Genomic DNA, 20,176 nt, shown 5'->3' on the forward strand with positions numbered 1-20,176 from the left:
TAAAACCTGTTAGGTTTGAATATTAAGATAAAATACTCTCAATCGCATTCAATTCATCATGAGAAAACTCTGTATTCTGCAAACAGTCAATATTATTACACAATTGCTTTACAGAACTCGCCCCAATTAAAACAGAAGTAATTCGTTTATCTTTTTGCAGCCAAGCCAAAGCCATTTGTGCCAAAGACTGATTTCTGTTTTGAGCAATTTCATTCAACTGAATTAATTTCTGAATACGCTCCTGCGTCACCTCATCTTCTTTCAAATGCCCGTTTGGATTATGGGCACGTGAATTTTCAGGAATTCCGTTTAAATATTTATCGGTCAAAAGTCCTTGTGCCAAAGGTGAAAACGCAATACAGCCAACTCCTTTTTCTTCCAAAACATTCAATAAACCATTTTCGACCCAGCGTTCCAACATCGAGTATTTTGCTTGATGAATCAAACAAGGCGTTCCCAATTGTTTTAAAACATCAACAGCAATTCGAGTCTGTTCTGCAGAATAATTACTGATTCCGACATACAAAGCTTTTCCGCTTCTAACAGCATGATCCAAAGCCATCATCGTTTCTTCAATAGGAGTTTCTGGATCTGGACGATGTGAATAAAAAATATCGACATAATCAATGCTCATTCGTTTTAAACTTTGGTCTAAACTAGATAAAAGATATTTTCTAGAGCCCCAATCTCCATAAGGCCCTTTCCACATCGTATAACCAGCTTTTGTAGAAATCACGATTTCATCACGCAGATTTCCCTGAAAATTATGCCATAAGATTTTACCAAAATTCTCTTCGGCAGAACCTGGAACCGGACCATAATTATTCGCCAAATCAAAATGAGTAATTCCTTTATCAAAAGCTTCAATGGCAATACTTTCGGCATTTTCAAAATTATCAACCGAACCGAAATTATGCCATAATCCTAAAGAAATTTCAGGAAGCAGCAATCCACTTTTTCCGCATCTGTTATATTTCATTATTTTAATTTAAAAGTTGGAGTTTTAATAGATTTTAAAGGTAAAAAACAAACGTCAATAATTAAAAATCTAATTCATTTTTAATTTTGTAAATTTGTTTAAATTTTAAAATTATGAATAATAATTGGCAAACTTTAATTTCAATAAATCCTGATATCAGATTTGGCAAACCTGTAATAACAGGAACAAGAATTTGTGTTTCAGATATTCTTTCGTGGCTTTCCACAGGAATGTCTTTTGAAGAAATTATCGAAGATTTTCCAGAATTAAATAAGGAACATATTCTTGCTGCTTTAGCTTTTGCCGCCAATAGAGAAAACATTACCAAAATAATTGCGGCATAATGAAACTTCTTTTAGATGCCAATATATCTTGGAGAATAATCAAACTTATCGAGAATGATTTTCCTGATTGTTTTCATTCCAAAGATATTCTCGTAAATCAACCTGCAAAAGATTTAGAAATTTGGGAGTATGCTAGAAAAAGTAGCTTTACTATTCTCACGCATGATGATGATTTTGAAAAATTGTTACTGCTTAAAGGAGTTCCTCCAAAAGTGATTATTTTAAAAACCTTTAATAAAAACACAAAACAAATAGCTGAACTTTTAATTTCAAAAAAAGAAATTATTGAATCATTTGTATTGAATGATGAATTAATGATTTTAGAGATTTATTAATTTATAATTTCGCTTTTTTAATCTCGCAAAGACTCAGAGTCGCAAAGTTTCTTTTAAATAGCCCTTAGCTTCAGCTAGGGGAATAAGATTTGAATAAGAAAGGGCTTTAGCCAAACCTACAAGTTTGGCTAAAGCCCTTTCGATTGTGTTTATATTTTCATCCAGCTAAAGCTGGACGCTATTCAATCCTATTTTTAAAAACTAAACTTTGCGACTCTGCGTCTTTGCGAGATTAAAACTTTTACTCTTTAATTTCAAACCCACTTTGCAAACCTTTATCAGAGCTTCCTCCAACCATGATTTTAAAAGTTCCCGGTTCTACTAAATAATCTCCTTCATTACTATAAAAACCAAGCTCCTTATCTGTCAAAGTAAACTTTACCGTTTTAGTTTCTCCTTTTTTCAGATTAACCAATTCAAAACCTTTCAATTCTTTTATTGGGCGAATGATACTTGCAAATTCATCATGAATATATAACTGAACTACTTCTTTTCCGTCGTAATTTCCTGAATTCGTTACCTCAACACTTACCTCAACTTTTTCTCCTTTTGCAAAAGCAGTTTTATTTACTTTCAGGTTTTTGTAATCGAATTTAGTATAACTCAAACCAAAACCAAACGGAAACTGAGGAGTTTTCTCTACATCCATGTAATGCGACCAAAAAACATTTTTATCACTGTCTATTGGTCTTCCTGTACTGTATTTGTTGTAATAAATTGGCACTTGACCTACATTTCTAGGAAACGACATTGGCAATTTTCCACTCGGATTATAATCTCCGTATAAAACCTGAGCAACTGCATTTCCAGTCTGAGTTCCTAAATGCCAAGCCTCAACAATTGCCGGAACATTTTCTGCTGCCCACGGAATACTCAACGGACGACCATTATTTAAAACCAAAACCACATTCGGATTCACTTTATAAATTTCTTCTAGCAATTCTTGTTGCAAACCTGGCAAGTTCAAATCCGTTCTACTTCTTCCCTCACCGCTTTGGAAACCGTATTCACCTAAAACCATTACCACGACATCAGCATTTTTTGCTGCTTTTTAGCTGCTTCAAAGCCGCTTTTGTCTGTTGTATTGAAAACTGTTTCAGTTAAGAAAGTTGCTTTTTGTTTCAGTAAATCAACCCCTTTTTCAAAAGTTAGCTGATTGTCTTTGTATTGTTGCATTCCTTCTAAAACCGAAACCGCTGTATCATCAGAAGCAGCAATTCTCCAACTTCCTAGCGGACTGTTTTTGTCATTTGCCAAAGCTCCAATTAAAGCAATTTTCTGCCCAGATTTCTTTAGCGGAAGCAAATTCTTTTCATTTTTCAATAAAACGATCGATTTCTTTGCCATATCCAAAACACCATCGTTATTGGCTTTACTTCCAACCACTTCTTTTTCGCGTTTTTCATCACAATATCTGTACGGATCATCAAATAATCCCAATTCAAATTTTACACGAAGAATTCTGCGGACAGCATCATCAATCAAAGCTTCTTTTACTTTTCCCGATTTTACCAAATCAACCAGTTTCGCTACATATAAATACGACTCCATATCCATATCAGAACCTGCAATAACTGCTTTTGCTGTTGCATCAGCTTCGTCTTTTGCATAACCATGTGCAATCATTTCGCGAATCGAAGCGTAATCAGAAATTACAAATCCGTCAAACTTCCATTTTCCTTTTAAAATATCTCTCTGTAAAAAAGCATTTCCAGTTGCTGGAACACCATTCAAAGTATTAAACGAATTCATAAATGTACGAACTCCAGCTTCAACCGTTGCTTCAAAAGGGGGTAAAACCGAATTGTACAATTTCGAATTACTGATATCTACAATATTATATTCTAATCCTGCTTCAACATAACCATAAGCAGCAAAGTGTTTCGCACAAGCCGCAATCGTATTTACTTTGGCCAAATCTGCAATGGTTTCTCCTTGAAAACCTTTCACACGAGCATAACCCACTTTACTTCCCAAATACGGATCTTCACCCGCACCTTCCATCACACGACCCCAGCGCGCATCGTTTGCCACGTCAACATTTGGTCCAAAAGTCCAGTTAATTCCAGATGCCGAAGCTTCATCTGCCGCAATCGCCGCCGATTTTTTAATCGCTTCTAAATCCCAACTAGCAGCTTCTGCCAACGGAATCGGACTTAACGTTTTATAACCATGTATTACGTCAAAACCGATAATTAACGGAATTCCCAAACGTGTTTCTTCCACCGCAATTTTCTGCACCGCACGAACTTCCTTTACGCCACGAACGGTCAGCATCGAACCGACCAATCCTTTTCTTAAATGTTCGTATTTTAATTCGGCTGTTCCACCTTTTGGCGCAGGTCCAGTAACATCCCAAAACCCATTATATTGGTTCATCTGTCCCACTTTTTCTTCCAGCGTCATTAATGGCAGAAGCAAATCTATACGTTGCTCAACAGTTTTATTTTTATCCAGATACGGCTTTTTTTGTGCACTCATATTTCCAACAGTAAACAGGGAAAATACCCCAATAATTAGTATTTGTTTATTTTTCATATGTGGTTTAGTTAGTTTTTCTTTAAGATTCTAAGGTTCTGAGACGCTGAGATTCTAAGTTTTTGTTGGGCGTGGTTTCGCCGCGGCGAATCGGGCTATTCGTTTCAAGTCCTCGCACTTCCTTCGTCAGGCTGTGGGCTTTCCACTGCTATCCCTCACGCAAATCGTTTTCAAAAGAGCGTTTTGGTCATTTTGTCATCCTGAGGAACGAAGGATCACACAAGAAACTCCGTACAGAACTTCACCAAACTTTGTCGAGTTACGTGTGTGATCCTTCGTTCCTCAGGATGACAAACTTTTATGTCTCACTTTGCGGGGCTTCGACTTCGCTCAGCCTGACAAAGCAGATCAATAACCTAAAAATCTATATTCTATATTCTATATTCTATATTCTATATTCTAAAATCTAAAATTCAGTCGTAAAACAAGAAGCCGGCAGATTCGCTTTATTAAACAAATCTGATTGCGTTGTATTTCCCCATGCAAACCTCACTTTTGCAGGATTTACAACTTTTTTACTTGTCAAAATCACTTCGTTATTTTTAATCGAAGCTTCGGCTGGATAGAAAACACCATCCGTTCCAGCTACTTCAAATTGATTCGATTTTTTATCTTTAAAATAAAGTCGGTCAGCATAATCAAAAGAAACAATTGCCTTGTTTTTTTCAATCTTAACCTCTTTAAACAAGGGACCATTTACCAAATTAGAATTGGTTTTATACGTTTCCTTCAAAGCCAGATTCGCTAAACGAATTCCAACTGATTTTTTGTTTTTGGGATGAATATCAATCGTATCCGAAATATCGCTAATCACAACCATTCCTGTCTTTGGAACTTCTTTTAATAATTTTCGTTGCGAATCTCTAACTGTGACATTTGAGAAATTATTTGAACCCGTTTTAAACGGCGCAATCTGAACATAATAAAACGGAAAATTATCATTCCATTCCTTTCTCCAAGAAGTAATTAAAGCTCCCAGAGTTTTATCATAAACCAAAGAACCCACATTTGATTCTCCCTGATACCAAAGCGTTCCTGCAATCTTAAATCCCACAATCGGGTAAATCATGGCATTGTAAGCACGTCCTGGCTGTCTTGTCCGTATTCCTGTTCGTTTAGTTTTTTAGCATTTTCTAATAAAAGCGGATCATTATTTACCACCTCTTCTGGCATCCAGATTTCTGCAGGAGTTCCTCCCCAGTTGGAAGAAATTAATCCGATCGGAACATTTTTTAAATCTTCGCGAAGGCGTTTGGCAAAAAAGTAACCAATAGCGCTAAAATATTTCATGGTCTCTGGAGTCGATTCTGTCCAATTTCCCAACAAATTATTCTGCGGACTTGTAGCAGTTAATTTCGGAACCGTAAAAAAACGAATGTTTGGATTTGTGGCATTTTTCATTTCCTCTTCGCCATCGTCAATCCCCCAGCTTACCGACATTTCCATATTCGATTGTCCAGAGCAAAGCCAGACTTCACCAATTAGAATATTTTTTAAAATAACTTCATTGTAGCCTTTTATCGAAATAGTAAAAGGCTCGCCAGCTTCTGGAGTTTTAATCGTTAATTCCCATTTTGCCTGATTACTGGCCACGGTTTTATACTCCTGATTGTTCCAACTCGAAACCAGTTTAATTTCTTCTTTCGGATTTGCCCAACCCCAAATTTTCACTTCAGAGTTACGCTGTAAAACCATATTATCACTAAAAATATTCGGAAGCGAAACGTTTGCCATCATAGTACTGGAAATCAATAAAAAGAAAACAAACTTATAGATATTATTTTTCATTTAGTAACTTCTTTAAAAATGGAGCATATTCATCGGCCAAAACCTTATGATCTGCCACATCTGGATGTCCTGTACATCCATTTGGAGTCATCGGTTTGAATTTAAAAATCTGAATGGGCTTATGCGCTTTATCATTTGCGAAAGCGGTTTTAACTTTATTTAGGCAATCTTCAAAAACAGCTCCTCTTTCTCCTCCAACCATTGGACTATTCGTAATTACAATCTGCACTTTCGGATTATGCTTATAAAGCATTTTGATGAAGTCAACATAATTCGAAACATACTTTTCAGCGTTAAATGGAAGACGTTCTTTTTTACCATCTCCGCCAGAAAAATCATTTGTTCCTAAAGCAATGCTGATAATATGGGGCTGAAAAGCGAAATCATATTTAGGTTTTGAAGCGTCTTTCGTCAGATATAAATTTGGATAAGCATCAGGCATTATAACTTCGTCTTTATTCTCATCATTCCAATTTCTGTACATTCCAATTCCAGAAACGCAACTCATTAAATAATCGACACCAATTTCTCTTGAAAGTGTTGGACCGTAAGCATAATAACTATTATGGTGATCGTAATATTCTCCTTTATCACAAGGAATTTCAGAACCGTCGCTTGCTGCACCGCAAGTAATCGAATCTCCGATAAACTCGATTTTCTTTTTCTTTTTAAACGAAATTAACGTCAGCTTTGCCGTTGTTCCAGCGAACAAAACTCCGCCTGTATGGGCTTCTGTGTTTTTATAAATTTCTAAACGATGTTCTTTCTGATTTGAAGTGATTTTTACTGGAAAAGATTGAACCGCACCTTTTTCAATTCTAATTTTCCCAATATATTTTCCATCCAAAACCAATTGAACATAATTATGATGTTCGTAAGCATCTACACTTTGAAGTAAAATCGAGCATTCGTTTCCCGTAAAATTGAATGAAACCGAAGAAGCTGTTCCAATTAAAATGACAGTATCCTGCTGCAATTTTTCTATGCGACCTTGATACAAGAAAGTTTTATTTGAATTTAGTGTTTGTGAGTTCGAAATGATCGAAATCAGCAAAAACGAAATTAAAAGTGCTATTTTTTTGGGAAACATAATTTATTTGTTAAAATCTAAATACGATTCACAAATATATTGGAAAGAGATTATCTAAAAAGATACTAAAATGTCAAAAAGTAATAAAAAAACACCACATAAACACATCAACATTTGTCGATAGAACGTTAATTCTTACAATTGAAACAAAGGTATTCTATTGAAATTCTAGATTTAAGGCTTATCTTTACCGTTTAACGCTTTTTGTATACAAAATGAGATCACATTTTTTTATTTTTCTATCAGCCTTTATTCTATTTTCCTCTTTTAATTTTAAAAAGAAGGAAAAGGAAAACCTGCCTCAAACTCCAACCGAAATTAATCGTGATTCTCTAATTGTTTATGCAAAAAAATATTTAGGAACGCCTTATGTATACGCAAGCAGTAATCCGCAAAAAGGTTTTGACTGTTCGGGTTTTGTGAGTTATGTGTTTAAAAATTTTGGAATGACGCTTCCTAGAAGTTCAAGCGGCTATAAAAACATCGGTAAAACTTTAAAACCAGAAGAATTTAAAGTTGGAGATATTTTAGTTTTCTACGGATATAAAGACAAAACGATTATTGGACATCTCGGAATAATTTGTGAAGCCAACGGAATGCAGTCGAAATTTATTCACGCTTCATCTGGAAAAGCGCAGCAAGTAACTATAACATCACTTGATACAGAACACTACACCAAACGTTTTTATAAATGTGTTGATGTTTTGTCTAAATAGTTTTTATCATTATTTTTTCACGCAGATTTTGCAGATTAGAGCAGATTTAATTGGATTTTTCTAGTTTAAAATCTGCGAGCATCAGCTTAAATCTTTTTAAATCTGCGTGAAAATTATTTTTATTCCTCTGTTAAGAGTTTAATCAAACTTTCATCTCTTCCGTAAATATCTTTATAGAAGTTTAGATTTCCTTCGCGATCTACCCAAGCGGTAAAATAACCAATATAAACTGGAACTTTTTTCTTTAAAGTGTACCAGCTTTCTTTTCCGGCGTGCATTGCTTTATCAATTCTTGCAGGATTCCATTGCGGATCGACTTTTAATAATTCTATTGCCAATTCTCGAGGTTTTGCTACACGTACACACCCATGACTAAAAGCTCGGCTTTCTCTTTCGAACAAACTTTTTGAAGGTGTATCATGCAAGTAAATATTGCTTGAATTTGGAAATAAAAACTTCACCAAACCTAAAGAATTATTTTTTCCGGGAAGCTGACGAACTGCGCCGTTATTCCATTCTAGATTTTTTTTCTGCAAATAGTTTTTATCTTTTGCCATTCCAGGTTTAATCTCCGATTTGATAATACTTGGCGGCACATTCCAATACGGACTGAACACAATATTGCTCATCATTCCGCTAAAAATAACCGTTTTTGTCATCGCTCGTCCCACCACAACTGGCGACACAAAAGCGATTTTTCCGTCTTCAACTATATATAATTTAAATTCAGGAATATTAACTTCAATGTATTTTTGACCTTTTTCTAATTCAGGATCAATCCAACGGCAACGCTCCATATTAGCAATAATCGTTTTAATGCGTTCCGAAACTGGAATATTCAAGTCATTAATATGTTCTAATAAAATGGTGTTTTTGGGAGTATAGCCATGACGAACTTCATAGTTTTTCATTGCTTTCATTAAAGTCGTATCGCAAACCGCACTTTTATTGTCTTCTTTAAGATCTTTGGTAACAAAAAGCCTTTCTCTTATCTGAGCCACAACATTTGATGAATCGTCAACTTTTAGAGCTTTATAGTCTTCATCTGCTTCGATCGTTTTCCAACCTCCATTTTTTTCAATTTCTCTATACTCTTTTAAAGCATCACGAAGTTTGTAATATTGGCTGAACATCTTTTTTTCTTATCATCCAAAATGGTTGATTTTTTAAAGATAGAATCAGAAAGCACTTGGTAATTGAACTTTTTGCGAGGTAAAAGCCATTCTAAAGAGATACTAGTTTTTTCATCAAAACCTGCATATACTTTTTCTGCATAGTAGTAATACAAATTTGACAGCAGTAAATCTGTATCTTCTTTGGATAATTTCTTAGTTGGATTATTTTCGAAAACAGAATTTAGTTCTTCTTTATAAGGATAATTAGCTTTCAATCCTTCTTGATCTAAATTTTTGTATTGATTGAACAGTGTATTTCCAAACTCCACTACTCCTTTATTATCCTGCCATAATTGAGTCGATTTGTTTTTTTGATACAAAGAAGTTACATCGCCTTTAAATTTCTCCAGTTTCGGATAATTTTCATAAAACTTTGCGATTCGGGCAGTATCAATAGTAAGTTTTAATTCTGGAATTTTTTCAACTGTTTTTATCGCTTTTTCCTCATTTTTATCCGCTTTCGAATTACACGAAAAAACAACAAAAAAAACAACTGCAACTATAGGCGTATACCAAATTTTCATAGCTTAAAATTTTTGAATAAAAGTAAAAAAAATTCTATTAAAAAAAAGTTCTCGGCAATAATTCTTAATCCTTATTTTTTGAAGTTTAAACGGTTAATAAAAAATAAAAGCTCCAAACCATTTGCATGTCTGGAGCTTTCGCCATATAACCAACCTATTAAAAATCTTAGATAACTGTACCTTTTAAAGTAAGCACTTTTGGTGTTGTTTCTGCACTAGTTGTTACCGTAACTGTTTTTGTAAAAGCACCTTTGTTTGCAGCATTGTAAGTTGCAGTAACTTTTGCAGATTTACCTGGCTGAATTGGTTCTTTTGTGTAATCTGTCGCTGTACATCCGCAAGATCCTTGAACGTTTGTAATAACTACAGCTGTTTTTCCTGTATTTTTAAATTCATAAACAATTGCTTTTGGAGTTCCCTGCGGAATTTGTCCAACATCTATTGTTTCTGCTTTCCAAACAATTGTAGAAGCAGCAGTAGTTTCTGAAATTTCATTCTCTGAAACTAAAGATTGTACTGGTGCAATTGCCGAAAAAGACATAAGGCCTAAAGCCAAAGCTAACATCGAAATTTTGATAATTTTCATAACTGATATATTTAAAATGGTTTATAGTTCATTTTGATATTACAAAGGTAATTCAGACAAAATCAAAACGCTGTTAACCGCTTTCAAACGTTTGTTAATGACTTGTTAATCGCTTATTTTCAGGCTAAAATTGATTAATATTACACTCTCAAAATTTGTTATTCTTGAAAATTAATAAACTCAACAGCATCATTCTCTTAGGATTGGTAGCCATCATTAGTATTTTGGTTGCACAATTGTTATGGACAAAAGAAGCTTTTACAATTGAACAAAAAAAGCTTAGCCAAAAAGCTCATATTGCTTTGTTGGAAGTAGCTAAAAAATTATACGAAGGAACCAACCACGAACTGCCTTTTCAAAATCCGGTTCAGAAAATTGCCAACGACTATTATATAGTAAATGTCGATAACGAGTTTGAACCTGATATTTTAGAATTTTATCTAAAGACAGAATTCAAAAAAATGAACATCACGACCGATTTCGAATACGCGATGTACAATTGTCAAAGCGACGAAATGATTTATGGTGATTACATTTCACTTTATAAGAAAAAAGCAGAATGCAAAAAGACTGTTTATTTCCCTAAACATAAAAATCTAGTCTATTATTTTGCCGTTCGTTTTCCAAATGAAACTACTTATTTATTTAGTTCGATGCGATTTTGGTTTATACTTTCAACGGCATTGATTCTGATTTTACTGATTTACGTTTATTCGATTTTTAAGCTTTTACAGCATAAAAAATATTCGGAACTGCAGCGTGATTTCATTAATAATATGACGCATGAATTTAAAACACCTCTGGCTTCAATTCTTATCGCTTCTAAATATTTAATTGAACAAAAACCAATTAAAGAAGACAAAAAACTGTATACTTACACCGATATTATTATCAATCAAGGAAATAAATTAAACGGCCATATCGAAAAGATTTTAAACATCGCAAAATCCGATTATGCTCCTTTAGAACTTAAAAAAGAAAGTATTTTAATTGTGCCTATAATTGAAGAAGCAATTGAGAACATCCAATTAAAATATCCTGAAGCTTCTATTAAAATCGAAACTTCTTCAAAAGAATATTTGCTGGAAACCGATATTTTTCATTTTGGCAATTTAGTTTATAATTTACTGGATAATGCAGTGAAATATTGTAATGAAAAACCAGAAATTACGATTAAATTCACAGAAGAAAACAATTGTTTAAAACTAGAATTTATAGATAACGGAATTGGAATTAATCCTAAAAAAATATCTTTTATCTTTGATAAGTTTTATAGAGTTCAAAATGAAAAGAGCAATGAAGTTAACGGATTTGGACTCGGTTTATATTATGTAAAAGAAATCTGCAGTCTGCAAAACTGGAAAATAAAAGCCGAAAATAATAAAGAAAAAGGTGTTACTATAACTTTATCAATTCCTAACAAAAAATGAGAAACTTCAAAATACTATATGCCGAAGACGACGAAACTCTTGCGTTTTTAACCAAAGATAATTTGGAGCAAAATAATTATGAAGTTATTCATTGTTCTGATGGAAAATCTGCGCTTAAAATTTTTGAAGAAGAAGAGTTTGATGTTTGCATTTTTGATATTATGATGCCAAAAATGGATGGTTTTGAGCTTGCTGAAGCAGTTAGAAAAATTGACGTCGATGTTCCGATTATTTTCCTTTCGGCTAAAACTTTAAAAGAAGACCGCATAAAAGGTCTTCGTATCGGTGCAGATGATTATTTGGTAAAACCTTTCAGCATAGAAGAATTATTGCTTAAAATTGAAATTTTCTTGAAACGTTCACAGAAAAATATTTCTCCTGCAAAAACAATTTATGAAGTAGGAAAATATCATTTTGATACTAAAAATTTCATTCTTTTTAATGATGAAGAAAAGGTTGGTTTAACTCAGCGTGAAGCCGAATTATTAAAACTTTTTCTAGATCATAAAAATTCTGTTTTGAAAAGAGAACAAATTTTAACGTCTTTATGGGGAACCGACGACTATTTTATGGGAAGAAGTTTGGATGTTTTCATTTCGCGTCTTCGTAAAATCCTTGCCAATGAAGAAGGAATTTCGATTGAAAACCTTCATGGAATTGGGTTTAGGTTTTCAATAGGATAAATCACAATTCTGTTAAAAACAAAGAAAAATCTGTAAGTAGTTTCTCGAAAAACTTTGTATTTTTAATATCTAATTTTCTCGGATATGAAATTACATCATTTGCGAAATGCCTCTTTGGTAATTGAAACAGAAAAGCATGTCATTTTAGTTGACCCAATGTTAGGTAAAAGAAAAACAATTCCGCCTTTTACTATTTTCAGATACAAACCGAAACGAAATCCGCTCGTGGCTTTGCCAAAAAACAGTCGTGACATTTTAAGTCGAGTGACGCATTGTTTGATCACTCATTTGCATCCTGATCATATAGACAAAGCTGGTGAAGTTTTTTTAAGAAGAAAAAGCATTCCTGTAATTTGCAGTTCTAAAGATGAAAAAGCTCTTGTGCAAAGAGGTCTTAGTGTAATTCAGACTCTTGAATATTGGGAACCTCAAAAATTTCTGGATGGAAAAATTACCGGAATTCCAGCCATTCACGGTTATGGTTTCATTGCCAAATTAATGGGAAATGTAATGGGATTTCTTATTGAACTGGCAGATCAAAAATCGATTTACATCAGTTCTGATACTATTTTTACAGAACATGTAAATAAAGTTTTAACGCAATTTAAACCCGACATTTCGATTGTGGCCTGTGGTACAGCAAGATTAGATATCGGCCAACCTTTGTTAATGCGAATGGACGATATTTTAAAGTTCGTAACATTAGCACCAGGAAAAGTGCTTGCCAATCATTTAGAAGCTTTAAATCATTGTCCAACAACACGATTACAGTTAAGAACTGCTCTTTCAGATCATGGTCTTTTAAACAAAACTTCTATTCCGAATGACGGAGAATGTATTGAATATTAAAGTACCAATAACCCAAATTCACGCAAAGTGTTTATAGGTTTAGAATACCAAAACAACTCGAAATCTTCTAAAGAAGTTTCAAAATCATTTTTGACTTCTTGAAAAGTATAATTTTTAGAACCTGAAACGCCTATTTTCGATAAAATGGAAACTAGCCACTCGCCTTCTTCTTTACTAGTTTGTATATCGAAACTTTCTTTTTTATCATGAAAGGTTAGCGACATCATTTCCCAGCTTCTTCCTTTTTTTGATTTTACGAAGATTTCTGCAGTAGGTTTTCCTCCAAGCCAAACTACTTTTGCATTTGGTTTCGTATTGAAATCATTTTGTTCTTCTAAAGCATTAAAAATAAAATCAGGGTGAATTTTGGTTTTCGGAATTTTAAAATCGAACCAATCCTGAAGTTCATAATCGAAACAGATTCCGTGCATGAAATTGAAAAGCGATTTCTTTAATCCGAAACTAAATTTATCGTGATTAATTCCTGTTGAATCAGTATATTCAATATCATTATTTGCAAAAGTTCCAATCGCTTCGGTCTTTTTTGTCACACCAAATTGCTCCGGATACAATCCAACCGGACTATGAGCCGTCAACGCAAATTGATGCCAAAATCCTGACTGTAAAACTCCAGCTTCAAACAATTGGCGAACCATTTCTAGACTATCGACCGTTTCTTGAATGGTTTGGGTGGGATATCCGTACATTAAATACGCATGAACCATGATTCCTGCTTCGGTAAAATTACGAGTCACTTTTGCGACTTGCTCAACAGTTACTCCTTTGTCTATCAGTTTCAATAATCGATCTGAAGCAACTTCTAAACCGCCAGAAACGGCAATACAACCTGAAGCTTTCAGCAATAAACATAAATCTTTTGAAAAACTTTTTTCAAAACGAATATTGGTTCACCAAGTTACGGCTAGCTTTCTTTTTAGAATTTCAAGCGCCAAAGCACGCATTAAAGCTGGCGGTGCGGCTTCATCAACAAAATGAAATCCGTTCTGACCTGTTTTTTCGATCAATTCTTCTATTCGGTCGCATAGCAAACTTGCCGCAACGGGCTCATATACTTTGATGTAATCTAAAGAAATATCGCAGAAAGTACATTTTCCCCAATAACAGCCATGTGCCATGGTGAGCTTATTCCATCTTCCGTCGCTCCACATTCTATGCATCGGATTAACAATTTCGATCACCGAAATATATTTATCCAAAGGCAGATCTGAATAATCAGGAGTTCCTACATAAGCTTGTTTATAATCGTGTTTTAAAGAATTGTTTTTATAGACTACTTCTCCATTTTCTAATAAAAATGTTCTTTTGAAAGAATTCGAATCTGGGTTTTCTAAATGAAAAATTAATTCTTCGATTGGAACTTCTCCATCATCTAAAGTGATAAAATCGAAAAATTCAAAAACACGTTTATCAGAAAGCGAACGCAATTCGGTATTAGGAAAACCTCCTCCCATTGAAATTTTAATTTCTGGATGATTTTCTTTTACCCATTGCGCACATCTAAATGCGCTATATAAATTCCCTGGAAAAGGAACAGAAATTAGAAATAAAGTTGGTCTTACCGCTTCGATTTTAGTTTTTAAAAGCGAAATTAAAATCGAATCGATATAAGTTGGTTCTTGCTGTAAGGCTTCGTACAATTCATCAAAAGAATTGGCGCTTCGCCCTAAACGTTCGGCATAGCGGCTGAAACCAAAATTCTCATCAACACATTCTACAATAAAATCTGAAATATCTTCGAGATATAAAGTTGCCAAATGTTTTGCTTTGTCTTGCGTTCCCATTGTCCCAAAAGCCCAATCAAGTTCTTCTAATTGTGCAAAACGAGAAGCTTCTGGCAGAAAATCTTCCTGGCAAATCTGTAGAGCCAAAGTTGGATTTTTCCCTTGCAAAAACTGAATTACAGAATCAATGGTTTTGATGTATTCGTCTTGAAGAGCAAAAATTCTTTTAGAGTTATCAGAGACATCAGAACCTGAAACCTGAAACTCTGAAACCTGAAACAAATTTAAAAGTCCTTTCTTCGAAAACAATTCTAAAATCACATCAATACCCAAATCAGCCTGAACTGATTCTATATTTTTGGTGTTTAGAAAACCTTTTATATACGCCGTTGCCGGATACGGGGTATTCAGTTGTGTAAATGGCGGCGTAATTACGAAAAGTTTTGTTTTCAAAAGGGAATTATTTTTTTGCAAAAATACGGGATATTTTGAGACTTTTTAGCGTTTCAATTTTCGATTTGAATTTGTAAACATTTAATTACATTTGTCACAATCCAAATTACTCTAATGAAACATAGATTACTTTTACTTTTTTTCTTATTAACGCTACAATTGTTTTCACAAAACAAAAATCAATCAATTGGTTTTAAAGAAAATAAAGGTCAAATTATCGATCAGAATGGCAAACCTAATACCGACGTTAAGTATTTACTGAATTCGGGAGGTTTAAATGTTCAGTTAAAGAAAAATGGATTTTCTTATGATATTTATGAAGTAAAAAAAACGCCAATTGTTCGTTCGTCAACAGCAAAACTATTTACCGAAAAAGATAATACAGAAAAAGACGATTTTAAGCTAGAATACATTTTTCATAGGGTAGACATTGATTTTGTCAATTCAAATTCTAAAGTTGAATTAATTACGGAACAAAAATCAGCTGATTTTGACAATTATTATAACGTTCCAAATCAACCAAAAGGCGTTCTGGGAGTTCATCAGTATAAACAGATTACCTACAAAAACATCTATCCTAATATAGATGTCGTTTTTACAATTCCCGAAGATCCCAAAAAAGCTGTTGAATATAATTTTGTTATTCATCCAAAGGGAAAAATCTCTGATATTCAATTAAAATTTAACGGCGCCAAAACCGATTTAGTCGATAATAAAATCCGAATGAATGTTCGTTTTGGAAAAATGGAAGAAACAATTCCTGCTAGCTGGATTGAAGAAAAAGGACGTAAAAAAGAAATAATTATTGGATATCAAAAGCTAAAAAAAGATGTTTATGGCTTTCGTTCTGCAAACTTCTTAGCGGGTAAAACAGTTGTTATTGATCCCACTCCGGTAAGATTGTGGGGAACTTATTATGGTGAAGGCGAATCAAATTACTTTGGAGATATAGACACTGACAGTTTTGGCAATATCTATTTTACGGGCTACACGAGCAGTACATCAGGAATTTATGCTACATCTGGAGCCCATCAGACCACTGCTTTCGATTCGAGAAATATGCAATCTGACGCAATAATTGTAAAATTTGATCCTTCAGGAAAAAGAGTTTGGGGTACTTTTTATGGTGGAGAAAGTTGGGATTGAGCATTTGGCCTAAAGATTGACAAGCAAAATAATGTTGTAATTACTGGAACTACAGATAGTAAAAGAAACATATCTACAGCTGGAGCTTATTTACAAACTGTCACAAGTAATACTAGTTTTGCATTTCTTGCAAAATTTAACTCCTCTGGAACGAGATTATGGGCAACATACATGGGTAATACTGGTACAGATTCTGCCGAAGATGTAGATATTGATAGTAATGACAATATCTATATTGTAGGAAGCACAAACAGTTACATTGGATTTTCTACAAACAATAATTTTCAGCCTTTATTAAATCACTCTGGTATGCCTGGAAATAGTTCGTTCGATGGTTTTTTGTCTAAGTTCAACCCTAGTGGCGATCTTGTTTGGAGTACCTATGTAGGCGGGGAAAGCAATGATTATTTACATACTATAAAAGTCGCATCTGACTATCTTATTTTAGGAGGAAAAACTTTTAGTTTAAATTATATTTCTACCTCTGGAACATTTCAAGAAACCAATTATAAAAATGGTGTAAATGGTACGGTTTATAAATTCAGTTTGGATGGAAATAGAATTTGGAGCACTTATTATGGTTCTGGCAATAGAATAAAAGCTGTTGTAAATGATGACGAAAACAATGTTTACATTGGAGGAGATTTATTCGGAAGTGACAATGATGATAATATTGCCTCGCCAGGAAGTTTTGATGACTACAATAAATGGTCTCAAACTGGTTTTTTAGCAAAACTAAATAAAGACGGCCAGCGAATTTGGGGAACCTATCTAGGAACATCATCGGCTGTATATTCATTAATTTTTAAAAACAATCACATTTACATTGGTGGCGAAGGTGGCGATCAATCGATAACTACTCCATGCGCCTATAAAAGAAAAGGATTTGCAGAGGGTTATATCGGAAAATTTACTAAATCTGGTAGTTTAGTTTTTGGAACTTATGTTAATGGATTCGATCAGTATTCTGAAAACAAAATTTGTTTTGAAAATAATAATATTGTTATTGGAGGAACTACAGCCCAAGATGCTGTCTTTGCAGATACACCTATTGAAAATAACAAAATAACAGATTCGAATTCTTATCAGCAAAATCTTAACGGAAGAAAGAATTTTTATTTAATCAATTTTTCTGAAGAAAAAAGCTGTAACATTGATGTGCATCCGTCAACAAATTCACCTGTATGTCTTGGCGAAACATTATCTTTTAAAGCTGATTCTAATTCTGGATATAATTATTTATGGACTGGACCAAATGGTTTTACAAGTACTCTGTCTAATCCAATCATTACAAATCCATCAAGTGTAAATAATGGACAATACCATTTAGTGGTAAGCGATGATTGCAACTGTGAAAAAACATACACTTTTGATGTTGTAATTGGAGATATACAAGCTCCAGTTGCAAACATTCCGGATCTTCCAACTATATCGGGAGATTGTCATACTGAAGTAAAAATATTTCCAACAGCCACAGATAAATGTGCTGGAACAATTACTGCCACAACCGCGGATCCTTTATCTTATTCTGTTCCTGGAACTTATACCATAAAATGGGATTATGATGATGGAAACGGAAATGTATCATCTCAGAATCAAACCGTTATTATTACAAATGAACTTCCTGAAGTAAATTCTTCACATACATTTTGCGTACAGCAAAACGCAACTTTAAGTGATATTCCGATTATTGGGCAAAATATAAAATGGTTTGATACTTTTTTTTCAGCATCTGTTCTGCCAGAAACAACTTTATTGGAAAGTCGTATTTATTATGTTTCGCAAGCACAAAACGATTGCGAAAGTGAAAGATTACCAATTACAGTAAAAATACAAGACACACCGAGTCCAATTGCAAATTCTCCACAGGAATTCTGTATTCAAAAAAATGTAAAAATTAGTGATATCATAATTGATGGTCAAAACGTCAAATGGTATGAAAGTTATTCTTCTACAAGTAGTTTAGCAGAATCAACTGCACTTGAAAACGGAATTACCTATTATACTTCTCAAACCATAAGTGGTTGTGAAAGCGATAGAATTCCTGTAGCAATAGTCATTCTAGAAGCAAAAAGTAGAGATTGCGTCAATTTGACTGAGGAGCTTCCTTTCCCAAAATTCTTTACTCCAAACGGAGATGGTTATAATGACACGTGGACAATTGATCCTGCTTATTTAGCTCCTAATTCGTCTATTAGAATATTTGATCGGTACGGAAGATTAGTTAAAGAATTGGCATTAAACACTTCTTGGAACGGAACTTATCTCGGAAATCAACTGCCTGCATCAGACTATTGGTTTACGGTTACGAGAATGAATGGGACAGAATATAGAGGTCATTTTTCTTTAAAACGTTAAAAAAAATCGCAAAGATTTATACTGAAAAGAAGCTCTTTGAACTGTATACATCTTTGCGATTACATGGTTTTATTTCGTTTGCATTAAAACCCAACTCGAAATTTCTTCCAAAGCTAATGGCGAAAAGGTTTGTTCAATAGTGGCATATTCAGTTGGAGAACCTGTCTTACATTCTTGAAATAAGTGATTTAAATTTGGTAATTCTTTAATGGTTACTTTCTTATTTCCTGCTTCTGTCAAGGCTTTTTTAATGTTTTCAAGATTAACTTGAGCTGGAACCTGCAAATCTTTACTTCCGTTAAGTGCCAAAACTGGACATTTTACTTTTTCTAAAAAAGGCTTTGGATCAAGTTTTAAAAGAGTATAATACCACGGACTTGTAATTTGATCTGTAGTGGTTTTAGCCATATCATCATTCCCTAATTTTGATTTAAAATACGAATTGACTTTGGCTTTCAAATCATCATCATTAACAGTGCTTTGAATAATAAGATCATAAGCACCTTTAAAATTTTCTTTACTCTGCTCTACCACCGCATCTGGAACTCCCATTTGTTTTTCTAATAACTCTCTTTGCAGTAGTAGCAATTTATCGCCACGAATTCCTGGTCCGTGCAAGTAGAACTATAAATTTAACATCTTTAGAATTTCCAGCTATCATTGGAGCAATTATACCGCCTTCGCTATGTCCGATCAAACCAATCTTATTTTTATCGATTTCTTTTCTCGTTTTCAAATAGTCTACCCCAGCTTGTACATCTTTTGCAAAATCCATAGTAGTTGCTTTTTTAAAATCGCCTGTAGATTGACCAAAACCACGATCATCAAAACGTAAAACAGCTATTCCTTTTTTGGTAAGATAATCTGCTAAAACTAAAAATGGTTTGTGCCCTAGCATTTCTTCATCTCGATTTTGCGCGCCACTTCCAGAAATCAAAATAACTACAGGAAAATTACCTTCTTTTTTAGGCATTGATAACGTCCCTGCTAGAGTCACTTTATCTGTTTTATTTTCAAATTTCACCTCTTCTGTATAATAAGGAAATGGCTGTTTAGATTCCTGAGGTCTTATAATTTCAGCATTCCCTTTTGATAAATTAAGATCTAATGTATGTCCGTTTTGAATCAATTTTCCAACAAAAACATTATCAGACCCCAATCTTCCTTCGTATACACCCCCGATAGCTGCAATATCTAATTTTAATACCGAATTTTCAAAAGTAGTAGAGGCAACAGGAATACCTTTTGCATTTTGATCTGGACTATCCACTATAGAACTATACCCTTTTTCTGTTTTGGTAATATTAAAGAGAACCCTAAGTTCATTATTTTGAATTTTTAAGATACCATTCCATTGTCCTGAAATATCCTGCGCAAATGAATTAAAAAAGCTAAAAATTAGAAGTGCAAAAAGTATTTTCTTTTTCATTTTAGTAATTA

The 20,176-nt window shown here is 33.8% G+C and carries 17 protein-coding genes and 2 pseudogenes; 8 read left to right on the forward strand and 11 right to left on the reverse strand.

Going from position 1 to position 20,176, the window contains the following annotated elements; all coding sequences use genetic code 11:
- Nucleotides 1-22 precede the first annotated feature (22 nt).
- On the reverse strand, nucleotides 23-979 hold the full coding sequence (gene mgrA, locus ACPWTF_RS06835) for an L-glyceraldehyde 3-phosphate reductase (protein ID WP_427874925.1): 957 nt from the start codon (nucleotides 977-979) through the stop codon (nucleotides 23-25).
- A gap of 113 nt (nucleotides 980-1,092) precedes the next feature.
- Between mgrA and ACPWTF_RS06840 the strand changes: the two genes are divergently transcribed.
- Both ACPWTF_RS06840 and ACPWTF_RS06845 read left to right on the forward strand, forming a co-directional pair.
- The gene (locus ACPWTF_RS06840) at nucleotides 1,093-1,323 is read left to right on the forward strand and encodes a DUF433 domain-containing protein (RefSeq protein ID WP_253788729.1); all 231 of its coding nucleotides are present in this window, start codon (nucleotides 1,093-1,095) and stop codon (nucleotides 1,321-1,323) included.
- Complete coding sequence (locus ACPWTF_RS06845) at nucleotides 1,323-1,658, forward strand: DUF5615 family PIN-like protein (RefSeq protein WP_427874926.1); 336 nt, start codon at nucleotides 1,323-1,325, stop codon at nucleotides 1,656-1,658. The genes ACPWTF_RS06840 and ACPWTF_RS06845 overlap by 1 nt, the downstream gene beginning before the upstream one ends.
- 241 nt (nucleotides 1,659-1,899) lie before the next feature.
- Here ACPWTF_RS06845 and bglX read toward each other — a convergent pair.
- From bglX to ACPWTF_RS06865, 4 genes and pseudogenes are all read right to left on the reverse strand, one after another.
- A pseudogene (gene bglX / locus ACPWTF_RS06850) lies at nucleotides 1,900-4,196 on the reverse strand (beta-glucosidase BglX).
- A gap of 406 nt (nucleotides 4,197-4,602) precedes the next feature.
- Nucleotides 4,603-5,265 (reverse strand): sialate O-acetylesterase, encoded by a 663-nt coding sequence (locus ACPWTF_RS06855; RefSeq protein ID WP_427874927.1) that lies wholly within the window; start codon nucleotides 5,263-5,265, stop codon nucleotides 4,603-4,605.
- On the reverse strand, nucleotides 5,262-5,984 hold the full coding sequence (locus ACPWTF_RS06860) for a sialate O-acetylesterase (protein WP_427874928.1): 723 nt from the start codon (nucleotides 5,982-5,984) through the stop codon (nucleotides 5,262-5,264). Before ACPWTF_RS06860 ends, ACPWTF_RS06855 begins: the two co-directional genes overlap by 4 nt.
- Nucleotides 5,974-7,074: a GDSL-type esterase/lipase family protein gene (locus ACPWTF_RS06865; RefSeq protein ID WP_427874929.1), complete on the reverse strand. Its 1,101-nt coding sequence runs from the start codon at nucleotides 7,072-7,074 to the stop codon at nucleotides 5,974-5,976. The genes ACPWTF_RS06860 and ACPWTF_RS06865 overlap by 11 nt, the downstream gene beginning before the upstream one ends.
- Nucleotides 7,075-7,289: 215 nt before the next feature.
- Here ACPWTF_RS06865 and ACPWTF_RS06870 point away from each other — a divergent pair, with 215 nt between their 5' ends.
- The gene (locus ACPWTF_RS06870) at nucleotides 7,290-7,790 is read left to right on the forward strand and encodes a C40 family peptidase (protein WP_427874930.1); all 501 of its coding nucleotides are present in this window, start codon (nucleotides 7,290-7,292) and stop codon (nucleotides 7,788-7,790) included.
- A gap of 119 nt (nucleotides 7,791-7,909) precedes the next feature.
- On the opposite strand, the gene ACPWTF_RS06875 is transcribed toward ACPWTF_RS06870, so the two are convergent.
- The 3 genes from ACPWTF_RS06875 to ACPWTF_RS06885 all read right to left on the reverse strand — a co-directional run bounded on the left by ACPWTF_RS06875 (nucleotide 7,910) and on the right by ACPWTF_RS06885 (nucleotide 10,075).
- Complete coding sequence (locus ACPWTF_RS06875) at nucleotides 7,910-8,923, reverse strand: L,D-transpeptidase family protein (protein WP_427874931.1); 1,014 nt, start codon at nucleotides 8,921-8,923, stop codon at nucleotides 7,910-7,912.
- Nucleotides 8,887-9,489, reverse strand: coding sequence for a hypothetical protein (locus ACPWTF_RS06880; protein WP_427874932.1), 603 nt, complete (start codon nucleotides 9,487-9,489; stop codon nucleotides 8,887-8,889). The genes ACPWTF_RS06875 and ACPWTF_RS06880 overlap by 37 nt, the downstream gene beginning before the upstream one ends.
- A gap of 166 nt (nucleotides 9,490-9,655) precedes the next feature.
- Nucleotides 9,656-10,075, reverse strand: coding sequence for a DUF1573 domain-containing protein (locus ACPWTF_RS06885; protein WP_427874933.1), 420 nt, complete (start codon nucleotides 10,073-10,075; stop codon nucleotides 9,656-9,658).
- A gap of 164 nt (nucleotides 10,076-10,239) precedes the next feature.
- Here ACPWTF_RS06885 and ACPWTF_RS06890 point away from each other — a divergent pair, with 164 nt between their 5' ends.
- The 3 genes from ACPWTF_RS06890 to ACPWTF_RS06900 all read left to right on the forward strand — a co-directional run bounded on the left by ACPWTF_RS06890 (nucleotide 10,240) and on the right by ACPWTF_RS06900 (nucleotide 13,037).
- Complete coding sequence (locus tag ACPWTF_RS06890; protein WP_427874935.1) at nucleotides 10,240-11,505, forward strand: sensor histidine kinase; 1,266 nt, start codon at nucleotides 10,240-10,242, stop codon at nucleotides 11,503-11,505.
- Nucleotides 11,502-12,188, forward strand: a complete 687-nt coding sequence (locus ACPWTF_RS06895) for a response regulator transcription factor (RefSeq protein WP_095931045.1) — start codon at nucleotides 11,502-11,504, stop codon at nucleotides 12,186-12,188. The genes ACPWTF_RS06890 and ACPWTF_RS06895 overlap by 4 nt, the downstream gene beginning before the upstream one ends.
- Nucleotides 12,189-12,272: 84 nt before the next feature.
- The gene (locus ACPWTF_RS06900) at nucleotides 12,273-13,037 is read left to right on the forward strand and encodes an MBL fold metallo-hydrolase (RefSeq protein WP_250837101.1); all 765 of its coding nucleotides are present in this window, start codon (nucleotides 12,273-12,275) and stop codon (nucleotides 13,035-13,037) included.
- Here the strand turns inward: ACPWTF_RS06900 and ACPWTF_RS06905 are convergent.
- Nucleotides 13,034-15,232: pseudogene (locus ACPWTF_RS06905) on the reverse strand (B12-binding domain-containing radical SAM protein). The gene ACPWTF_RS06900 and the pseudogene ACPWTF_RS06905 sit on opposite strands and share 4 nt — an antisense overlap.
- A 114-nt stretch (nucleotides 15,233-15,346) precedes the next feature.
- Between ACPWTF_RS06905 and ACPWTF_RS06910 the strand changes: the two are divergent.
- Together ACPWTF_RS06910 and ACPWTF_RS06915 are read left to right on the forward strand one after the other, a co-directional pair.
- A complete protein-coding gene (locus tag ACPWTF_RS06910; RefSeq protein WP_427874936.1) occupies nucleotides 15,347-16,378 on the forward strand; it encodes a hypothetical protein in 1,032 nt (343 codons plus the stop codon).
- 171 nt (nucleotides 16,379-16,549) lie between these two features.
- A complete protein-coding gene (locus ACPWTF_RS06915; protein ID WP_427874937.1) occupies nucleotides 16,550-18,736 on the forward strand; it encodes a T9SS type B sorting domain-containing protein in 2,187 nt (728 codons plus the stop codon).
- Between the two features lie 69 nt (nucleotides 18,737-18,805).
- Here ACPWTF_RS06915 and ACPWTF_RS06920 read toward each other — a convergent pair whose 3' ends face one another.
- Both ACPWTF_RS06920 and ACPWTF_RS06925 read right to left on the reverse strand, forming a co-directional pair.
- Complete coding sequence (locus tag ACPWTF_RS06920) at nucleotides 18,806-19,354, reverse strand: alpha/beta hydrolase family protein (RefSeq protein WP_427874938.1); 549 nt, start codon at nucleotides 19,352-19,354, stop codon at nucleotides 18,806-18,808.
- Entirely contained in the window at nucleotides 19,326-20,165 is an 840-nt protein-coding gene (locus ACPWTF_RS06925; RefSeq protein ID WP_427874939.1) for an alpha/beta hydrolase family protein, read from the reverse strand. The genes ACPWTF_RS06920 and ACPWTF_RS06925 overlap by 29 nt, the downstream gene beginning before the upstream one ends.
- Between the last annotated feature and the right edge of the window lie 11 nt (nucleotides 20,166-20,176).

The organism is Flavobacterium sp. MMS24-S5 (assembly GCF_050320125.1).
Taxonomy (GTDB): Bacteria; Bacteroidota; Bacteroidia; order Flavobacteriales; family Flavobacteriaceae; genus Flavobacterium; species Flavobacterium tyrosinilyticum.

Bases quoted from the DNA above. Each gene is read 5' to 3' on its own strand.
- mgrA (WP_427874925.1), bottom strand. From the start codon at position 979: ATGAAATATAACAGATGCGGAAAAAGTGGATTGCTGCTTCCTGAAATT.
- ACPWTF_RS06840 (WP_253788729.1), top strand. From the start codon at position 1,093: ATGAATAATAATTGGCAAACTTTAATTTCAATAAATCCTGATATCAGA.
- ACPWTF_RS06845 (WP_427874926.1), top strand. From the start codon at position 1,323: ATGAAACTTCTTTTAGATGCCAATATATCTTGGAGAATAATCAAACTT.
- ACPWTF_RS06855 (WP_427874927.1), bottom strand. From the start codon at position 5,265: ATGATTTACCCGATTGTGGGATTTAAGATTGCAGGAACGCTTTGGTAT.
- ACPWTF_RS06860 (WP_427874928.1), bottom strand. From the start codon at position 5,984: ATGAAAAATAATATCTATAAGTTTGTTTTCTTTTTATTGATTTCCAGT.
- ACPWTF_RS06865 (WP_427874929.1), bottom strand. From the start codon at position 7,074: ATGTTTCCCAAAAAAATAGCACTTTTAATTTCGTTTTTGCTGATTTCG.
- ACPWTF_RS06870 (WP_427874930.1), top strand. From the start codon at position 7,290: ATGAGATCACATTTTTTTATTTTTCTATCAGCCTTTATTCTATTTTCC.
- ACPWTF_RS06875 (WP_427874931.1), bottom strand. From the start codon at position 8,923: ATGTTCAGCCAATATTACAAACTTCGTGATGCTTTAAAAGAGTATAGA.
- ACPWTF_RS06880 (WP_427874932.1), bottom strand. From the start codon at position 9,489: ATGAAAATTTGGTATACGCCTATAGTTGCAGTTGTTTTTTTTGTTGTT.
- ACPWTF_RS06885 (WP_427874933.1), bottom strand. From the start codon at position 10,075: ATGAAAATTATCAAAATTTCGATGTTAGCTTTGGCTTTAGGCCTTATG.
- ACPWTF_RS06895 (WP_095931045.1), top strand. From the start codon at position 11,502: ATGAGAAACTTCAAAATACTATATGCCGAAGACGACGAAACTCTTGCG.
- ACPWTF_RS06900 (WP_250837101.1), top strand. From the start codon at position 12,273: ATGAAATTACATCATTTGCGAAATGCCTCTTTGGTAATTGAAACAGAA.
- ACPWTF_RS06910 (WP_427874936.1), top strand. From the start codon at position 15,347: ATGAAACATAGATTACTTTTACTTTTTTTCTTATTAACGCTACAATTG.
- ACPWTF_RS06915 (WP_427874937.1), top strand. From the start codon at position 16,550: ATGGGTAATACTGGTACAGATTCTGCCGAAGATGTAGATATTGATAGT.
- ACPWTF_RS06925 (WP_427874939.1), bottom strand. From the start codon at position 20,165: ATGAAAAAGAAAATACTTTTTGCACTTCTAATTTTTAGCTTTTTTAAT.